Origin of the sequence: Actinomadura sp. NPDC049382 (assembly GCF_040677125.1) — a bacterium.
GTDB classification, from domain to species: Bacteria; Actinomycetota; Actinomycetes; order Streptosporangiales; family Streptosporangiaceae; genus Spirillospora; species Spirillospora geliboluensis.
On record NZ_JBFARO010000004.1, the window covers coordinates 199,056 to 216,965 of the forward strand.

The 17,910-nt window shown below is 73.5% G+C and carries 15 protein-coding genes; 10 read left to right on the forward strand and 5 right to left on the reverse strand.

Going from position 1 to position 17,910, the window contains the following annotated elements; translation table 11 throughout:
• Positions 1-681, forward strand: coding sequence for a dienelactone hydrolase family protein (locus AB0K34_RS04645; RefSeq protein ID WP_301176650.1), 681 nt, complete (start codon positions 1-3; stop codon positions 679-681).
• On the opposite strand, the gene AB0K34_RS04650 is transcribed toward AB0K34_RS04645, so the two are convergent.
• Together AB0K34_RS04650 and AB0K34_RS04655 are read right to left on the reverse strand one after the other, a co-directional pair.
• A complete protein-coding gene (locus AB0K34_RS04650) occupies positions 676-1,524 on the reverse strand; it encodes an ADP-ribosylglycohydrolase family protein (RefSeq protein ID WP_364545538.1) in 849 nt (282 codons plus the stop codon). The two genes, AB0K34_RS04645 and AB0K34_RS04650, sit on opposite strands and share 6 nt — an antisense overlap.
• Entirely contained in the window at positions 1,521-4,094 is a 2,574-nt protein-coding gene (locus AB0K34_RS04655; RefSeq protein ID WP_364545509.1) for an AAA family ATPase, read from the reverse strand. Before AB0K34_RS04655 ends, AB0K34_RS04650 begins: the two co-directional genes overlap by 4 nt.
• A gap of 101 nt (positions 4,095-4,195) precedes the next feature.
• Between AB0K34_RS04655 and AB0K34_RS04660 the strand changes: the two genes are divergently transcribed.
• Positions 4,196-5,269 (forward strand): alkene reductase, encoded by a 1,074-nt coding sequence (locus AB0K34_RS04660; protein WP_301176804.1) that lies wholly within the window; start codon positions 4,196-4,198, stop codon positions 5,267-5,269.
• A gap of 98 nt (positions 5,270-5,367) precedes the next feature.
• Here the strand turns inward: AB0K34_RS04660 and AB0K34_RS04665 are convergent, their stop codons facing one another.
• Entirely contained in the window at positions 5,368-5,784 is a 417-nt protein-coding gene (locus AB0K34_RS04665; protein ID WP_301176803.1) for a C40 family peptidase, read from the reverse strand.
• Between the two features lie 875 nt (positions 5,785-6,659).
• Here AB0K34_RS04665 and AB0K34_RS04670 point away from each other — a divergent pair.
• From AB0K34_RS04670 to AB0K34_RS04685, 4 genes are all read left to right on the forward strand, one after another.
• Positions 6,660-7,988, forward strand: coding sequence for a family 1 glycosylhydrolase (locus tag AB0K34_RS04670; RefSeq protein WP_301176802.1), 1,329 nt, complete (start codon positions 6,660-6,662; stop codon positions 7,986-7,988).
• Between the two features lie 66 nt (positions 7,989-8,054).
• Entirely contained in the window at positions 8,055-8,684 is a 630-nt protein-coding gene (locus AB0K34_RS04675; protein ID WP_240808534.1) for a nucleotidyltransferase, read from the forward strand.
• A gap of 10 nt (positions 8,685-8,694) precedes the next feature.
• Positions 8,695-8,961 (forward strand): BON domain-containing protein, encoded by a 267-nt coding sequence (locus tag AB0K34_RS04680; protein WP_240808535.1) that lies wholly within the window; start codon positions 8,695-8,697, stop codon positions 8,959-8,961.
• Entirely contained in the window at positions 8,958-9,719 is a 762-nt protein-coding gene (locus AB0K34_RS04685; protein WP_138641440.1) for a metallophosphoesterase, read from the forward strand. The genes AB0K34_RS04680 and AB0K34_RS04685 overlap by 4 nt, the downstream gene beginning before the upstream one ends.
• Positions 9,720-9,851: 132 nt before the next feature.
• Here AB0K34_RS04685 and AB0K34_RS04690 read toward each other — a convergent pair whose 3' ends face one another.
• The gene (locus AB0K34_RS04690) at positions 9,852-10,871 is read right to left on the reverse strand and encodes a DNA topoisomerase IB (RefSeq protein WP_138641441.1); all 1,020 of its coding nucleotides are present in this window, start codon (positions 10,869-10,871) and stop codon (positions 9,852-9,854) included.
• A complete protein-coding gene (locus tag AB0K34_RS04695) occupies positions 10,871-11,719 on the reverse strand; it encodes an SDR family oxidoreductase (protein WP_138641442.1) in 849 nt (282 codons plus the stop codon). Before AB0K34_RS04695 ends, AB0K34_RS04690 begins: the two co-directional genes overlap by 1 nt.
• Before the next feature lie 197 nt (positions 11,720-11,916).
• On the opposite strand from AB0K34_RS04695, the gene AB0K34_RS04700 reads away from it, so the two are divergent.
• The 4 genes from AB0K34_RS04700 (at position 11,917) to AB0K34_RS04715 (ending at position 17,660) form a co-directional block, all read left to right on the forward strand.
• Positions 11,917-12,690: an SDR family NAD(P)-dependent oxidoreductase gene (locus AB0K34_RS04700; protein ID WP_138641443.1), complete on the forward strand. Its 774-nt coding sequence runs from the start codon at positions 11,917-11,919 to the stop codon at positions 12,688-12,690.
• 8 nt (positions 12,691-12,698) lie between these two features.
• Positions 12,699-13,463 carry a crotonase/enoyl-CoA hydratase family protein gene (locus AB0K34_RS04705; RefSeq protein ID WP_138641444.1) on the forward strand — a complete coding sequence of 255 codons (765 nt, stop codon included), beginning with the start codon at positions 12,699-12,701 and terminating at the stop codon, positions 13,461-13,463.
• A gap of 160 nt (positions 13,464-13,623) precedes the next feature.
• A complete protein-coding gene (locus tag AB0K34_RS04710; protein ID WP_364545516.1) occupies positions 13,624-14,700 on the forward strand; it encodes a hypothetical protein in 1,077 nt (358 codons plus the stop codon).
• A 128-nt stretch (positions 14,701-14,828) separates the two neighbouring features.
• Positions 14,829-17,660 (forward strand): AAA family ATPase, encoded by a 2,832-nt coding sequence (locus AB0K34_RS04715; protein ID WP_364545519.1) that lies wholly within the window; start codon positions 14,829-14,831, stop codon positions 17,658-17,660.
• The last annotated feature ends 250 nt before the right edge of the window (positions 17,661-17,910 follow it).

A 17,910-nucleotide genomic window follows, 5' to 3' on the forward strand; every position in this document is an offset into this window, starting at 1 on the left:
ATGACGGAGAAGGTCGTTGTTGCGGACGGTGAGTTCGACCTGCGGGTGTGGGGAGAGCGCGGTCCGGGGATTCTGCTCGTCCAGGAGATCTTCGGCGTGGGCGAGTACATGGAGGCCGTCGCCGAGGACCTGGTGGCGCTCGGGTTCGTGGTGGCGGCCCCCGACATGTTCTGGCGCATCGAGCCGAATTGGACGACGGTCCACAACGAGGAGGCCCTCCCCAAGGGGATGTCGATGGTCTCCCAGTTCGACTGGGAGAAGGGCGTAGCGGACGCTAAGGCCGCGCTGGACGTCCTCAAGGGCCTGCCAGGTGTCGGCAAGGTCGGCGTGCTGGGGTTCTGCTTCGGCGGGACGCTCGCCTATCTGCTGGGTGCTCAGGCGGAAGTCGATGCCCTGGTGTCGTTCTACGGGTCGGGTGTGCCTGGGGCTCTGGACCAGCTCGACGCCATACAGGCCCCTGTGCAGTTCCACTTCGGTGGGGACGACGCCTACATCCCCAGGGAGGACGTCGCGAAGGTGGAGCGGGCCGCAGAGGGGCGGGAGAACGTCGAGATCCACGTCCAGGAGGACGGTGGGCACGCGTTCCACAACCGCAAGGCGCCGATGTTCTACCAGCCGGAGCCGGCTGAAAGGGCGTGGCGGCTTACAGAAGCCTTCCTCAAGCGGACCCTGTTGTCATAGCGCCCCTGGCGGTAGTGGCTCGCAGTGGGCGAGCCAGTCGGGGGGTGCCGTTCCGATGATGCCGCCGACGATCGCGCAGGTCGTGTCAATGTCCCCACCGGCGGCGGCCGTCGTCCAGAACGCGCCCTTGAAGTCGCCCAGGTGCTTCGCGGCGGCCCAGAGGGTGAACGGCACCGTGTCGTGTGCGGCGACCCGCTGGCCGTTGCCGAGGACCGCGGCTGCGGTCGACGGGTCGCCGAGGGGGAGGAGACGGCGAGCCTCTTCGATGCCCTTGCGAACCGTCCCGGGCGGGACGTGCCGGAGGATCTCGTCGATGAACCTGCCCGGCGGTGGGTCGGTCGGCGCGATGGACGCGGCGACGGCCACGGCGATGGCGCCCGCTACTGCCTCGGGGTGGGGGTGCGTGACCTCGGCCGAGAGCACGGCTTGGCGGGCCGCCTCAGCGGGGTCGCCAAGGAACCAAGCGCCCAGGGGCGCGACGCGCATGGCGGCGCCGTTTCCCCAGGAGCCGGTGCCGCCGAACGGTTCTCTTGCGAGGATGCGCCAGTCGCCGCCTTCCCGGATGAGCCGCAGTAGGCGCCCTGTGGACGGGCCATAGCCGCGGTCGAAGTCGTGTTGCTCGGCGAAGCTCTGCGCTAGAGCGTCCTGGTCGATGGAGCCATGGCGGGTGAGGACGAGGTGGATGGAGGCGGCCATCTCGGTGTCGTCCGTCCATTGCCATGGGGCAGGGGGAAGGGTCTGCGTCTCGAAGGCCGGGCGGTTTGCGGGGACGAAGAACTGGGAGCCCAAGGCGTCGCCTAGGGCGAGGGCTTGGAGGCTCTGTAGGGAGGCGGCGGGGTTCAGGCGGGCTCCAGGGTCAGGTGGGAGAGTTCCTTGCGGGACGAGATGCCGAGCTTCGGGTACGCCTTGTAGAGGTGGTACTCGACCGTGCGCGGGCTCAGGAAGAGTTGGGTGGCGATCTCCCGGCTGCTGGTGCCCGCGGCCGCCAGGCGGACTACTTGGAGTTCCTGCGGGGTGAGGCGGTCGAGGAGGTCCGGGGCGGTCGGGGTGGCGGTGCCGGATTCGCCGGTGGCACGTAGTTCGGCGCGCGCGCGGTCCAGCCAGGGGGTGGCGTGTAGGCGTTCGAAGATGGACGCCGCCGAGCGGAGCGGGACGCGTGCGTCGGAGCGGCGGCGGGCGCGGCGGAGGTGCTCGCCGTAGAGGAGTTCTGTGCGGGCCCGCTCGAACGGCCGCGACGACTGCTCATGTAGCCGGATCGCCTCGACGTACGGTTCTTCGCTGTCGGTCACCAGGGCCTCGCAGTGCAGCGCCACGGCGAGGGCCCACGGCTGCTTGCTCGCCTCGGCCCACGTGCGGAAGCGGGTGAGGGCTGCCTGCGCGACGGTGTTCTCGCCCGCGCGTACGGCGGCCTCCACCTGGTCGGCGGCGGACAAGACGTCGGCGTGGCGGTGCGGGCCGTTCGCGATCTCGTCGAGGCGCCGCAGCGCGTCGTCGTAGCGGCCCAGCCCGAGGTCGAGGAGGGCGAGCGCGGCGTCGGCCAGGCCCGGCGGGGCGGACGCGGTCAGCTCGTGGAGGCGGGCCTCGTCGCCCTCGATCGCCGCGATCCGGGCGAGGACGGCGCCGAGGCGGCCCTCGCGGTGCGGGCGGCCGGTGTCGCGGGCCAGCGCGACCGCCTCGGCGACGGTGGCCTCCGCGTCCGCGTGGCGGCCCGCCGCGATCTGCGTCTGCGCACGGATCTGCAGGACGCCCGGCAGTTCGCCGACCAGGCCGTGCCGGCGGCAGTGCGCGGCCTCGGCGGCGGCCAGTTCCAGCGCCGCCGCGTCCGCGCCGGCGATCAGCGCGAGCTGGGCGCCGCGCAGCCGGTCGCCGGCGCCGTCGCGTATCGCGGTGACCTCGTCGGCGAGCGGCGGCAGGCCGCCCGCGTAGTCGCCGTCCCCGAGCAGGGCGAGGCCGCGCAGCATCCGGTCGCCGGGCAGCAGCTCGGACGCGCGCCGGACGGCGTGCAGCTCGCCGGACGTCCACCCGTACACCGCGCCGGTGCGCAGCATCTCGGCGCGCTCGTCGCCGGCGGCGCGGTCGACCATCATGCGGGCCGCGGCGCGCGGGTCGCCGCGCTCGTACTCGACGGCGGCGTGCACGCGGGCGAGCGCGGCCAGGTCGGCGGCGCCGAGCTTCTCGGCGTGGACGGCGAGGTCGCCGGCCTCGTCCAGCCGGCCCGCCTGGAGGGTGAGCGCGGCGGCGGCGCCGAACCGCGCCGCGCGGGCCGACCGGCCGGGGGTGAGGTCGGCGGCCTGCCGGTAGAGCGCCGCCGCCGTCGCGTGCCCGGCGCGGACGCGGGCGCGCTCGGCGGCCTCCTGGAGGTCGGCGGCGACGTCCTCGTCCGGGGCCAGCGCGGCGGACGCGCGGTGCCGCGCCCGGCAGTCGAGGTCGGTGGCGGACTCGGCGAGCGCCCGGTGCGCGGCGACGCGCCGCGCCGCCGTCGCGCCCTGGTACGCGGCCGCCCGGATCAGCGGGTGCCGGAACGCGATGCTGCGCCCGGTGACCGCGACGAGGCGGGCGCGCTCGGCCGCCTCCAGGTCGGCGAGGCCGGTGCCGAACGTGCCGGCCGCCGCGAGCAGGCTCGGCATGTGGCCGCGGCCCTCCGCCGCCGCGATCAGCAGCATCTGCCGGGTCTTCTCCGGCAGCCGGGCGATCTGGTCCTGGAACGAGGCGAGGACGCGGTCGGCGACGCGCAGCGGCGTGGTCTCGGGGGGACGCTCGTCGGCGGCGGCGAACTCGTGCAGCGCGAGCGGGTTGCCGGCCGCCTCCCGCAGCACCCGCTCCCGGACGACCGGGGCCAGCCCGCGCGGCGCGATCAGCCGTTCGGCGTCGTCCCGGGCGAGCCGGCCGAGCCGCAGCTCGGGCAGGCCGGTACCGGTGAAGGCGTCGTCGCGGGCGGCGAACAGCATGACGACGCCCTCGGCGGCGAGCCGCCGCGCGGCGAACAGCAGCGCCTCGACGGTCGCGGTGTCGAGCCAGTGCGCGTCGTCGGCGACGCACAGCACGGGGCCGTCCTCGGCGAGGTCGGCGAGCAGGGTGAGCACGGCGAGGCCGGTGGCGAAGCGGCTCGGTTCGGCGGACGTCTCGCGGAGCGCGGACCGCAGCGCGGCGGCCGGGGCCGGCGGGAGGCCGTCCAGCCGGTCGCGGACGGGCCACAGCAGCTGGTGCAGGCCGGCGAACGCGATGCCGGACTCCGCCTCGACCCCGGTCGCCCGCAGCACCCGCGGCATCCCGGCGGCGGCCTCCGCGAGCAGCGCCGACTTGCCGATGCCCGCCTCGCCGCGCAGGACGAGCGCGGCGCTGCGCCGGTGGTCGCGCGCCCCGTCGAGGAGCGCGGAGAGCCGCGCCTGTTCGTCGTTCCGCCCGTAGAGCACGCGTCCAAACTACGGGCCCGAATACCGAAAGCCTACGGATGCACCCCGTATCCGGCGGTTCGTACGTTCGTGATCAGCGATAACGAACCGAGGAGGACATCGTGCGGGAACTGTTCGAGCCGCTGTCGGCCGGGAAGCTGGAGCTGCGCAACCGCCTCGTGATGGCGCCGATGACCCGCAGCCGCGCCGGCGCGGACGGCACCGTCACCGGGCTGACCGCCGAGTACTACCGGCAGCGCGCGGGCGCCGGGCTGATCATCACCGAGGGGACGCAGCCGAGCGTCCGGGGCCAGGGGTACATCCTGACGCCGGGCCTGCACTCCGACGAGCAGGTGGCGGCGTGGCGGGCGGTGACCGGCGCCGTGCACGAGGAGGGCGGGACGATTTTCGCCCAGCTGATGCACTCCGGGCGTGTCGGCCACCCCGTCCTGTATCCGGACGGCGGGCTCCCGCTGGGCCCGTCGCCGATCGCGAGCGGCGATCAGCTCTACACGCCGGACGGAATGCTCGACCACCCCGTCCCTCGGGAGATGACGCTGGACGACATCGGCCGGGCCGTCGAGGAGTTCGCCGCCGCCGCGCGCAACGCGGTCGCGGCCGGGTTCGACGGGGTCGAGTTGCACGGTGCGAACGGCTATTTGATCCAGCAGTTCCTCGCCGACGGGAGCAACGTCCGGACCGACGCCTACGGCGGGACGGTCGAGAACCGGATCCGGTTCGCGGTCGAGGCCGTGCGGGCGGCGGCGGACGCGATCGGCCCGGAGCGGGTCGGGCTCCGGGTGTCGCCCGGCGGCACGTCGAGCGGTGTCAGCGAGAGCGACACGCCAGAGCTGTACTCGGCCCTCGTCGCAGGGCTCGCGCCGCTGGGCCTCGCGTACCTGCACGTCATGGAGGAGCTGAACCGCGACATGACCCGCCGCATCCGGGCCGAGTGGCCGGGGACGCTGATCCTGAACCCGCATCCGACGCCGGCGTCGTTCCCCGCGCGGCCGGAGGAGGGCGCCGAGGCGCTGCGGGAGGGCTTGGCGGACGCGATCGCGTTCGGCGAGCTATGGCTCGCCAACCCCGACCTGCCCGCCCGCATCGCGGCCGGCGGCCCCTACAACGAGGCCGACCGCTCGACCTTCTACGGCGGCGACCGGCGCGGCTACACCGACTACCCAGCCCTCGGCTGAGCCCTCCGGCGGGGGCCTTACCGCCGGAGGCCCCGCACGGTGCGCGCGGGGGACGTCGCGACTCGTGCGGGGCCTGGCGGTGCCGGGGCCGGCCTGGGCTAGAGGCCCGGGCGGACGGCGCCGGAGAAGTTGCGCTTGTAGTACTTGGTCAGCTTGATCTTCTTGACGCGCTTGCCGGAGCTGGGCGCATGGATCATGTAGCCGTGGCCCGCGTAGACGCCCATGTGGGTGCGGCCGCTGTAGAAGAACAGCAGGTCGCCCTTCACGGCGCCCTTCCAGGAGACCTTCTTCTTGACGGCGCGGTAGATCTGCTGGCTGGTGCGGGGCAGTTTCACGCCCGCCTTGCGCCAGGCGCCGCCGGCGAGGCCGGAGCAGTCCCAGGAGCCGGGGCCCGTGCCGCCGTAGCGGTAGGGGTCGCCGATCTGCTTCGCCGCGTAGTTCACGGCGTAGGCCGCGCGCTGCCGCTGTTTGGCGGCGCGGGACTGCTGTGCGGAGACCTTCGCGGCCGTGGTCACGACCGCGGCCTGCCGCGGCGGTGCCGCCGCCTCGGCGGGACCGGCCGTGAGGACGGACGCGCCGAGCGCCGCGGTCGCGGTGAGCGCGAGCCCGCCGGTGGTGATTCCGGTCTTCAGGGGGTTTCGGGGGGTATGCAGAATGACTCCAGATCTCGCGGGTGATGCCTACCGGGCAGCCGTCACCGCGAGGGTTTTCCTTGCGGGTCGGGATGCCGCGGCCATTCCGCCGCGTCATTCGACGGGATGCGGGAAACGGTGGCCGCTTCCGGTTCCGTGCCTCTCGTCTGCACGGATTCGGCTTCCGACGGCGGCTTTCGAGCGGGGGGTCCGCGGGCGGACGGCCTGGGGGGCCGGGCCCGGCCCGTGGAGGCGGCCGTGCAGGCCGCGAGCCGCGCGTCGGGTGCGTGTTCTGTTATCCGGGCGGCTGCAGTGCCGCATGAACCGGCAGGAACGTATGCAGAGTCGGGTCGGCATGGCAAATCACTCCGGTCATTCCGATGGGGGCGGGCGCTGGGAAAGGGGCGGTCGCCCCTGTCGTGGCCTGCGCTGATTTCGAGCACTGTGGGGTAAGTGTGAACTAGGTCACCTTTCCCGGAAAGAAGATCCATTTCATGGTGACCCGCCGCGCGTCGCCCGGTAAGTGGAATGTCGTTCTGTGGAAAACTCCCTGACGCTCCGTAATGGTCTGTGGCGTGTATCACGTATCGGTAAATGTGGTTCATGTCTCCTTTTGGCCGCCGGACGCGGCGGGGCGGGGTGGCCGGTTGCGGACGGACGGGAGCACCGGATCCGGCCCGGCCGAGGGCTTGACGGACCGGATCCGGCCGCCTGTAGTCCGAAGGAGAGGGCAGGTTCCGCCCGGCGAAGGGAGCCCTGTGTTCGGCCGTGTGGTGTCAGGTCTCGTCCTGGTCGTCGGGCTCGTGGTGGCGCCGCCGGCCCTCGCCGACAGCGGTCCACCGACCGCGAAGTTCCCGCCCGGCTTCCTCTGGGGCGTGTCCACGTCCGGCTTCCAAAGCGAGGGGCACTTCCCCGACAGCAACTGGACGCGCTATGCCGATCGCAAGGCGCCGGGCGTCACCGACCCCTACGGCGACTCCGTCGACTTCCTGCACCGCTACCCGTCCGACCTGAAGCTCGCCAAGGGCCTCGGTGTGAACGTCTTCCGGACGTCCGTCGAGTGGGCCCGCGTAGAACCGCGCCGCGGCCACCGCGACCCGAAGGCGCTCGCCTACTACGACGACCTCGTCCGCCGCATCAAGGCGAACGGCATGCGGCCCATGCTCACCCTCGACCACTGGGTGTATCCCGGCTGGGTCGCCGACCAGGGCGCTTGGGACAACCCCCGCACGCGGGACGACTGGCTCCGCAACGCCCGCTACGTCGTCGACCGCTACAAGGGCCAGGGCGTCATCTGGATCACCTTCAACGAGGCCAGTGCCTACATCTACAAGGAGCTCACCACCCGCCCGATGGACCTCGGGCAGATGCTGAAGATGCGCGACGCCCTTATCAAGACGCACCGGGCCGCGTACGACATGATCCACAAGGTCGACCCGGGCGCCCTGGTGTCGAGCAACGTCGCCTACGGGACGGCCCTCAACGGCATCTTCGACGCGGCCATGTTCAACGACGTCACCGACAAGCTCGACTTCATCGGCATCGACTACTACTACGGCGCGAACCTGCAGAACCTCACCGCGGTGCACTCGCTCACCGGCGAGTTCTGGAAGATCGACCCAGAACCAGAGGGGCTGTACTACGTCCTGAAGAACTACCAGCGCCGCCTACCGCACCTACCGGTCTACGTGGTCGAGAGCGGCATGCCGACCGACGACGGCAAGCCGCGCCCGGACGGCTACACGCGCACGGACCATCTCCGCGACCACATCTACTGGATCCAGCGTGCGATGGCCGACGGCGTGAAGATGATGGGCTACAACTACTGGAGCCTCACCGACAACTACGAGTGGGGCAGTTACCGGCCACGGTTCGGCCTCTATACGGTGGACGCGCTGACTGACCCGACCCTGGCGCGCCGTCCGACCGACGCCGTTCCCGCCTACCGCTCGATCATCGCGCACCGGGGCGTCCCGTCCGGGTATGTGCCGGTGCGCGCGCCCGGCTGGTGCTCGATCGAGGATCCCGTCGCGACCTGCCTGGGCACGACCCCCACCCCGCCCGCCGGGTACCGCCCCGCCGGGTGACGGGAGAGGCATGACCAGCGCCTCCCCGGGTACCGCCACCGCGAGCGCAATCGACCAGGGGAGCGCGTGGGGGACGTGCAGACGCACCCGAAGGCCGCGACGCGCGGGTCCGGCACCGCGGGACCGGGGCCCGGCCTGGGCGGCGTGGCGGACGATCTGCTGACCGCCCTGAAGCGCGCGGCGGCCGCCCTCCGCGACGCCGGCGTCGGGTACGCGCTCGCGGGCGGCTTCGCCGCGTACGCGCACGGCGCGGCGGTGTCGACGCACGACGTCGACTTCGTGCTGCGGGAGCGGGACGTCCAGGCGGCGCTGGACGCGCTCGCCGCCGCGGGCATGACGCATCTGGAGAGCCCGGAGAACTGGCTGGAGAAGGCCCACGACGGCGAGCACGTCATCGACCTGATCCACACGCCGTCCGGCCGTCCGGTGGACGGCGAGCTGCTGGGCCGGGCCGCGGAGATGACGGTGGGCGCGGTGTTCATGCCGGTCCTGCCGGCCACCGACCTGATGGTCATGCGGCTGCTGGCGTTCACCGAGACCGCCTGCGACTTCAGCGGGTTCCTGCACGTCGGCCGGGCGCTGCGGGAGCAGGTGGACTGGCGGCGGGTCGCCGCGGAGACCGCGGAGTCGCCGTACGCGTACGCGTTCCTGACGCTGCTGGCCCGGCTGGGCGTGATCGAGGAGGACGTGCTGTGAGGGAGGCGCTGTGACCGGAAGGGGGCAGGCCATGGCCGACATGTCGGGATACCTGGCCGCGCACATCCAGGAGCGGCTCGCCGCGGAGGCGTACGAGCTCGGCATCCGGGTGGACGTCCGCGGGGACGTCGTGCACCTGCGCGGCGAGGTGGTGAGCGAGGAGCGGCGCCGGGCCGTCGAGGAGGCGGCGCGGGAGGCCGCCGAGGGCCGCGAGATCTGCAACGAGCTGCACGTCGTCGCGGTGCCGGAGCCGGACGGAGAGGAGCAGATCTCATGATCCGTGTCGCCGCCGCGGGGGACCTGCACGTCGGGCCGGAGGTGGCCGGGGAGTACCGGGCGCACCTCGCCGCGCTCGCCGACCAGGCGGACGTGTTCCTGGTCGCGGGCGACCTGACCCGGCACGGCACGGCCGAGGAGGGCCGGATCGCCGCGGGCGTGCTGCGCGACCTCGGGCTGCCGGTGGTCGCCGTGCTCGGCAACCACGACTACCACTCCGACGCCGAGGACGAGATCACCGGCGTGCTGCGGGAGGCGGGCGTGACCGTCCTCGAAGGGGACGGCACGGTGCTGGACTGCACCGGGACGACCCTCGGCATCGCGGGCGGCAAGGGGTTCGGCGGCGGGTTCGAGGGCCGCTGCGCCAGCGACTTCGGCGAGCCGGAGATGAAGGCGTTCATCCGGCACACCAAGGACTTCGCCGACCGGCTGCACCTGTCGCTCACGGAGCTGGACGCCGACGTCACGGTCGCGCTCACGCACTACTCGCCGTCCGCCGACACCCTCGAAGGGGAGCCGCTGGAGATCTACCCGTTCCTCGGCAGCTACCTGCTGGGGGAGGCGATCGACGCGGCGGGCGTCGACCTCGCCGTGCACGGCCACGCGCACAAGGGGACGGAGCGGGGCCTCACGTCCGGCGGGATGCGGGTGCGGAACGTGGCGCTGCCGGTGCTGCAGCACGCCTACGCCGTGTACTCCCTGGAGGCGCCGGAGTCCGCGGATGCGCATCGCGTCCGGGAACGGGTGTCGGCCTGGTGACGTTCGCCTCTAGGAGAGTGACGTCCGCCCCTGGGAGACGGGCCGGTGGGACGGCCGCGAGATCGCGTGGAGGGGAGTGATCTCCCGGCCGCCCCACCGCCCGACGCCGCCCCACTGTCCGACCGCTCCCCGTCACGCGGTCGGGCGCAGCAGGTCGAGGACGGCCTGCTCGACCGGGCCCTGCGTCGCCAGCTCGCCCACCGACGCCTCGACGCCCAGCCGGCCGAGCGCGGGCGCGATCGTCTCGCCGGCCTCGTAGCGCTCGATGACGCGCGGGTCGATGTAGGAGGCGCGCGCGACGGCGGGGGTGTTGCCGAGGTAGGCGGCGACCTCCTTCACGACCCGGACGATGGCGCGCCGGCGGGCGGCGTCGCCGCCGTCGGCGCGGACCGACACCGCGAGGCCGACCGCGGCGAGGACGGTGGCGTGCCAGGTGCGGAAGTCCTTGGCGGTGAAGTCGCCGCCGGTGACCTCGCGGACGAAGTCGTTGATGTCGGACGCGGTGACGTCGTGCCAGCCGTCCCGCGTCCGGTAGGCGAGCAGCTCGGGGTCGTCGCCGGGGCGCCGCTTGAGGCCGCTGACGACCTTGCACACGTTCTCCTCGGCGACCGCGCGGTACAGGTCCTTCGAGCCCTTGGCCGGGTACTCGAACGTCACCTCGTCGCGGCGGCAGGTGACGTGCTCGCGCAGGACGGTCGCGAGCCCGAACGTGCCGTTCTCCGCCGCGTACGACTCGCCGCCGATGCGGAAGAAGCCGAGGTCGATGAGCCGCACGGCGGCGGCGAGCACCCGCTCGCGGGTGTAGCCGCGCCCGGTCAGGTGCTCGTCGAGCGTGTGCCGCACCTTGGGCAGCCGCTCGGCCAGCTCCAGGACGTGCTCGTGCTTCTCCTGGTCGCGCTGCTCCCGCCATGCCTCGTGGTAGAGGTACTGGCGGCGTCCTGCCGCGTCGGTGCCCATCGCTTGGATGTGGCCGTCCGGCTCTGGGCAGATCCAGACGTCCTTCCAGGCGGGCGGTATGACGAGCGATCGGATGCGTGCCTTCTCAGTGGGGTCTTGCAGAGGACGACCGTCCGGTCCCAGGTACACGAAGCCCTTGCCGGCTCTGCGCCGTCCGTAGCCGGGTTCCCCAGGGTCGCTACGTTGCAGCTCCATCAGCCCGGGTGAATCTCCCCACCGGCGGGTACGAGCGTCTGCCCCGTGTAATAGGACGACTGGCGGTTGGCAGCGAAGAACACGTAGGACGGCGCGATCTCATCGGGATCTGCGGCACGTCCCATGGGCGCGTTCTTACCGAAGGACTCCACGCGCTCAGCGTCGAACGTCGCCGGGATCAGCGGCGTCCACACCGGGCCCGGCGCGACGCAGTTGACGCGGATCTCGCGGTCCATCAGGTTCTGGGCGAGGCTCGCGGTGAGCGACATGACCGCGCCCTTGCTGGCGGAGTAGTCGATGAGCGTCTTGTTGCCGCGCAGCCCGTTGATGGAGCCGGTGATGATGATGGACGAGCCTGGCCCCATGTGGTCGAGGGCCTCCTGGATCGTCCAGAACACCGCGAACACGTTCACCTCGAACGTGCGGCGCAGCTGCTCGCCGTCGATCTCACGGACGTCCTTCACCGGCGTCTGGGTGCCGTGGTGCAGGACGAGCACGTCCAGCCCGCCGAGCTGCCGGACGGTGTGCTCGACGACCTCGCGGCAGTGCCGCTCCTCGGCCATGTCGCCGCCGAGCATGACGCAGCGCCGCCCCGCGTCCTCGACCAGGCTCGCGGTGTGCCGGGCGTCGTCGTCCTCCTCCAGGTAGGTGATGGCGACGTCGGCGCCCTCCTTGGCGAACGCGATCGCGGTGGCGCGCCCGATCCCCGAGTCGCCGCCGGTGATCAGCGCGCGCCGCCCGTGCAGCAGGTCGCTGCCGAGGTAGTCGCGCATCTCGTCGCGCGGTTCGGGTGCCATCTCCCCGGTCCGGCCGGGGTAGGACTGGCTCTGTGCCGGACGTTCGCTCATGCTCGGTTCCTCCCGGGATCGACCCCGCCGTCCACATGACGCGGGTGCCCGGAGCTGCGCGGAGCAAACGCGGGCCCTATTGTAACCCGTGAGTAATAACGCGCTCGGCGATCCGCCGGGGTGTGAGCGGAGCGCGCGCCGACGTCTGGATAGCATCACCCCGAACCACATTCGGTCCCTCACGTAAGGTGTCGCTTATGGACCTGAACGGAGTTTCCGCCGTCGTATCCGGTGGCGCGAGCGGCCTCGGTGAGGCCACCGTCCGCGCGCTGGCCGCCGAAGGCGCCAAGGTGGTCGTCGCCGACCTGAACGAGGACAGGGGCAAGGCCCTCGCCGACGAGGTCGGCGGCGTCTTCGTCAAGACCGACGTGTCCAGCGAGGAGCAGGTGCAGGCCGCCGTCCAGGCCGCCGTCGACACCGGCGCCCCGCTGCGCGTCATCGTCAACAGCGCCGGGATCGGCTGGGCGTCGCGGACCGTGAACCGCGACGGCTCCCCGCACGACCTGGCCTCCTACGAGACCGTCATCCGGGTCAACCTGATCGGCACCTTCAACCTGATGCGGATCGGCGCCGCCGCCATCTCCAAGACCGAGCCCGCCGACGCCGACGGCCTGCGCGGCGTAGTGATCAACACCGCGTCCATCGCCGGCATCGAGGGCCAGACCGGGCAGATCGCCTACTCCGCGTCCAAGGGCGGCATCATCGGCATGACGCTGCCGGCGGCCCGCGACCTCGCCGCGATCGGCGTCCGGGTCAACACCATCTGCCCGGGCATCATCGACACCCCGATCTACGGCTCCGGCGAGCAGGCCGAGGCGTTCAAGGCCAAGCTCGCCGCGCCCGTCCCGTTCCCGAAGCGGATGGGCAAGGCGTCGGAGTTCGCGCACCTCGTCAAGTCCCTGATCGAGAACGACTACATGAACGGCGAGACGATCCGCTTCGACGGCGGCATCCGCTTCCAGCCCAAGTGAGGCACTGAATGACCGACGCTGTTCTGACGGAGGAAGACGGCGCCGTCCTCGTCATCACCATCAACCGCCCGGAGGCCCGCAACGCGGTCAACGGCGAGGTGGCGCGGGGCATCGCGGCGGCCGTCGAGGAGCTGGAGTCCCGCAAGGACCTGTCCATCGGCATCCTCACCGGCGCGGGCGGGACGTTCTGCGCCGGGATGGACCTGAAGGGCTTCCTGACCGGCGACAACCCCGTCGTCGAGGGACGCGGGTTCGCGGGCCTCACCGAGCGCCCGCCGGCCAAGCCGATGATCGCCGCGATCGAGGGCTACGCGCTGGCCGGCGGCTGCGAGGTCGCGCTGTCCTGCGACATGATCGTCGCGGCCCGGGACGCCCAGTTCGGGCTGCCCGAGCCGAAGCGCGGCCTGGTGGCGGCGGGCGGCGGGCTGCTGCGGCTGCCGCAGCGCATCCCGTACCACATCGCCATGGAGATCGCCCTCACCGGCGACAAGTACCCGGCGGAGCGGATGGCCGAGCTCGGGTTCGTCAACCGGCTCGCCGAGTCCGGCGGCGCGCTCGCCGCGGCCAAGGAGCTGGCCCTCAAGGTCGCCGAGAACGCGCCGCTGGCGCTCGCGGCGACCAAGAAGGTCATCGTCGAGTCCGCGGACTGGACGACCGAGGAGGCGTGGAAGAAGCAGCAGGAGATCACCCTGCCGGTCTTCACCTCCAAGGACGCCCAGGAGGGCCCGGCGGCGTTCGCCGAGAAGCGCAAGCCGAACTGGAAGGGCGAGTAGCCGCCCCTCCCGTGCCGAGGCGCCCGGAACCCACCGTGGTTCCGGGCGCCTCGTGTGTCCGGGGACGGCCTGTTCCGGCCGGGTGCCGGGGTTTGTCTCGGCGTCGAGTAAGTGATCGCGTACGCTGACCCGGGCTTGCTGTGATCTTGAAAGGAAGCCCATGAGACGCAACGCGGCACTGGCGGTCGCCACCGCCCTGGCCTGCGCCGCCGGGACGGTCGCGGCGGCCGCCCCCGCGCACGCCGCCGGCTGGACGGACGCGGCCACCGGAGCGACGGCCTACAACGGCTCGCTCGACCGGGTCGACTTCGGCGCCGGGGGCGCCGGCTGGGCCGTCGGCGCCGCCGGCAACCTCTTCGGCCCGGAGGCCAAGATCGTCCGCTGGACGGGCTCCGGCTGGACCGCCCAGCAGAGCCCGGTCGGCTTCACGCCGGTCGACGTGGCCGTGTCCGGGCCGTCCAAGGCGTGGGTCATCGGCTACAACCTGGGCGGCACGGTCGGCCTGTACTGGAACGGCACCGCGTGGAGCCAGGTCTCCTATCCGCTCGTGGGCTTCCCGAACGCCGTGTCCGCCGCCCCCGACGGCACCGCCTACTCCATCGCCGGGCTCAACCAGTTCAACGGCGGCCCGAGCGCCGTCCTCCGCTGGACCGGCAGCGCGTGGGTCGACCCGCAGGTCCCGCTGCCGCCCTCCTCGTCCGTCACGGCCGTGGACGTGCGCGCCGCCGACGACGTCTGGCTCGCCGGGACGACCGCCGAGTCCGGGACGTCCGCGACCGGGCTGGTCATGCACTTCGACGGGACGTCCTGGGAGCGGATCGACGTCCCCGGCTCGCTCGGCGCCCTCGGCTTCCAGGGCACCCTGTACCGCATCGTCGCCGACTCGCCGACGAACGTCTACGTGCTGCGCGTCCGGCAGAACGCCCAGATCACCAACGCGGTCCAGCACTACGACGGCACGTCCTGGACGACCGTCGACATCCCGCTGAACGCGACCGGCCTGGGAATGTCGTCCGACGGGCAGGGCGGCGTGGTCGTGCTGCCCGTCACGACCGGCGCCAAGACCCGGTACCTGCACTACGACGGCTCGTCCTGGACGACCCTGGAGGGCCCGGCGCGCACCGGCACCGTCCAGGCGTCCGACGCCGACGCCCGCCCCGGCACGGCCGCCGTCGTGAGCACCGGCACCGCCACCGAGCCCACCAAGAAGGCGCCGTTCATCGAGCAGTTCGGCTGAGCCGGCCCCGCCCGCCCGTCCCGCCGCCCCGGCGGGACGGGCCACTGGGTGGAACGGCGGCGTTGTGACGGGGTCCCGCGCTGGTTATCGTCAAGGCGGCGTCCGATTTCTCCTGAAGGGAGCGATCAATGGACGTCCGCGCCGCGCCGCCGGTGGTCCGCCAGGGGATGCCGCCCGCGCCGGCCGGGCGGTCCGCACTGCTCACGGCCCTGGAGTCCCGCCTCGCGGCGAACGGCAGCGTCGTGCTGACCGGCCCCAGCGGCATCGGCAAGACGGCGCTGCTGGAGGCCGCCGGGGCCGCGGCGGCCGCGCGCGGCGAGCTGGTGCTGCGGACCGCCGGGACCGAGACGGAGCGGTGGGTGCCCTGCTCGGGGCTCGCGGAACTGCTCGACCAGCTGCCCGGCCCGCTCACCGACCCGCTGCCCCGCGAGCGGCTGACCGGCCTGCCCGAGCCCGCCCCGCACCCGCGTCCCGATCCGGACGCGGACCATGTGGCCTGCCGGCTGTCGTTCCGCGGGCTGCTCGCCCGGTGCGCGGAGGAGCGCCCCGTGCTCCTGCTCGTCGACGACGCGCAGTGGCTGGACGCCGAGTCGGCCGACGCCGTCCGCTACGCGGTGGGACGGCTCGCGGCGCGGGGCGTGCGCGCCGTCGCCGCCGGGCGCTGGCCGGACGGGTTCGCCGCGGGCGAGGGGAGCGGCGCGCCCTGGGCTCCAGCGCCCGACGCCCTCCACCTGCCCGTCCCGCCGCTCGGCCCGGACGAGCTGGCCGAGATGTTCGACAGCTACGGGCTGCCGGTGCGGGTGGTGAACACGCTGCACTCCGACTCCGGCGGCAACCCCTACCTCGCGCTCGCGCTCGGCGGCGCGTTCACCGACCGCATCCCGCGGCACTGGCGGCCCGCGCCGCTGCCGCAGCGGGTCCGGTCGGTGATCGAGGAGCGGCTGGCGCGGCTGCCCGCCGAGGCCCGCGAGACGCTGCTGACGGCGGCGCTCGCGATCCGGCCGACGACCGACCTGCTGTGCCGGGCCGGGCGCGCCGGGGCGGTCCGGGACGTCCGGCTCGCGGCCGGGCTCGGGCTGCTCATCACCGAGGGCGGCGGCATCCGGTTCACGCCGCCCGCCGTCGGGACCGTCCTCGCCGAGTCCGCCGGCGCGCCGCACCTCGCGCGGGTGCACCGGGCCCTGGCCGCCGCCGTGCCGGACGCGGCGGGCCGGACCCGGCACCGCGCCCTCGCCGACCCCGGCCCGGACGCCGAGCTGGCCCATTCGCTGGTCACCGCCGCCGAGCGGGCCGTCCGGCAGGGGTCGCACCGGATGGCCGCCGAGCTGTACCGGCTGGCCGCCGACCGGTCCCCGGCCGAGCCCGCCGCCGAGCGGCTGGAATGGCTGGTCGCGGCGGCCGAGACGGGCGCCAACGGCGGCCTGCCCGACCTGGTGCACCGGGCCGCCGAGGCGGTGCTCGCCGCCGACGCGTCCCGCGCGCAGCGGGTGCGGGTCAGGCTCGCGCTGCTGGACCTGTCCGGGCAGGGCCTCGCCGAGATGGGCGAGGTGTTCGCCGCCGCCCTGGTGGACGCGGACGGCGACCCGGCGCTGCTCGGGCCGCTACGGCTGCGCATGGCGCTCGGCGCGCTCGTGAACGGTGCGCCCGCGCGCGCTGAGCATGAGGCGAACGGGGCACTGGCGCATGCACGCGCGACCGGCGACACGGCCCTCGAAGCCAAGGTGCTCGCCATCCGGGCCAACATCGCACTCATCGAGGGACGGGACGACTACGCCACCGACCTGCGCCGCGCCCGGCGCCTCCCAGAGCCGCCCCTGGACGGCCAACTGCACATGACGCCGCGCTACCTGGCCGCGTACTGCGCCGTGTTCGAGGACCGGCTGGCCGAGGCCCGTGAAGACCTCCTGCGGATGCTCGCGCTCGTCGAACGCGGGTCCGGGGAGGAGGTCGTGCACGTCCTGCGGAACCTGTCGGAGGTCGCCGTCCTCACGGGCCGGTGCAGGGAGGCGCTCGACTTCGCCGACCGGGCCATGCGCATCACGGAGGAGGCCGCGCTCAGCCCGGGCCCCGCCTGGTACCACGGCGCGCTGGCCGAACTGGCCGGCGGCAGCGTCCGGCGCGCGGTGGCGCTCGCCGAACGGGGGCTGCGGGCGTCCGAGCAGGAGAACGACGTCATCTTCCAGAGCCGCCTGCTGCACGTGCTGGGCGTGGCGCGGATGCGGCTGGGGGAGGTGCGCGAGGGCGTCGAGGCGCTGGAGCGCATCGACGTGCTCGGCGACGGGCGCGGGCCGCTGTCGCCGCTCGTCCTGCGCAGGCACGGCGACCTGGCGCAGGGGCTCGTCGCCCTCGGCGACACCGAGCGGGCGGCGGAGGTGATCCGCGCGACCCGCGCCGCCGTCGCCGACCGGGCGCGCGGCATCGGCGTCACCGGGCGGCTGGACCGCGCCGAGGCGTGCCTGCTCGCCGCGCGCGGCGAACCGGACGCGGCCGTCGCGCTGCTGCGCCGCACGGCGGCGCTGTTCGAGCGGCTCGGCCAGCCCCTGGAGGCCGGGCACTGCCTCCTCGAACTGGCCCGGGTCGAACGCGGCCGGCGGCGCGTGAGCACCGCCCGGGAGGCCGCCTCGGCGGCGCTGGAGACCTTCGTCCGCTGCGAGGCGCGGCCCTGGGTGGAGCGCGCCCGGCACCGGCTCGCGCGGCTGGACACCGGGCTCCGGGACGGGCCCGCGCCGCCGCCCGGCCACGCGGCGCTCAGCGACGGCGAGCGGCGGATCGCGGTGCTCGTCGGGCAGGGCGCCACCAACCAGCAGGTGGCGACCCGGCTGTTCCTCAGCGTGAAGACCGTCGAGGCGTCGCTCACCCGCATCTACCGCAAACTCGGCATCCGCTCGCGCGCGCAACTCGGCGCGCTGGTCGCCGGGCTCGACGGGCTCGACGGGCCGGAGGCCACCCTCACCCGGTAGTCCATCCCCGCCCCGGTAGGGATTCCCCTTGCGTTGCGGACGGCGTCCCTACGGCTTCCCTAGCGTCGCGAACTATCCGGTGACTTGCCCGGAAATGCATGCGAACGTTCCCGAGGCGAACCCGCCCACCACTCCGGAGCCCCGGCGGGCGCCACCGCGCGCGCCGGGGCGAGCCCCCGAAGGAGTCACCGCGTGAGATCCACCACCCCCGCGCGCGCCCACCGGCGCGCGGCCCTGCGGCGCGCCGCCC

Bases quoted from the DNA above. Each gene is read 5' to 3' on its own strand.
- AB0K34_RS04645 (WP_301176650.1), top strand. From the start codon at position 1: ATGACGGAGAAGGTCGTTGTTGCGGACGGTGAGTTCGACCTGCGGGTG.
- AB0K34_RS04685 (WP_138641440.1), top strand. From the start codon at position 8,958: ATGATCCGTGTCGCCGCCGCGGGGGACCTGCACGTCGGGCCGGAGGTG.
- AB0K34_RS04690 (WP_138641441.1), bottom strand. From the start codon at position 10,871: ATGGAGCTGCAACGTAGCGACCCTGGGGAACCCGGCTACGGACGGCGC.
- AB0K34_RS04695 (WP_138641442.1), bottom strand. From the start codon at position 11,719: ATGAGCGAACGTCCGGCACAGAGCCAGTCCTACCCCGGCCGGACCGGG.
- AB0K34_RS04700 (WP_138641443.1), top strand. From the start codon at position 11,917: ATGGACCTGAACGGAGTTTCCGCCGTCGTATCCGGTGGCGCGAGCGGC.
- AB0K34_RS04705 (WP_138641444.1), top strand. From the start codon at position 12,699: ATGACCGACGCTGTTCTGACGGAGGAAGACGGCGCCGTCCTCGTCATC.
- AB0K34_RS04710 (WP_364545516.1), top strand. From the start codon at position 13,624: ATGAGACGCAACGCGGCACTGGCGGTCGCCACCGCCCTGGCCTGCGCC.
- AB0K34_RS04715 (WP_364545519.1), top strand. From the start codon at position 14,829: ATGGACGTCCGCGCCGCGCCGCCGGTGGTCCGCCAGGGGATGCCGCCC.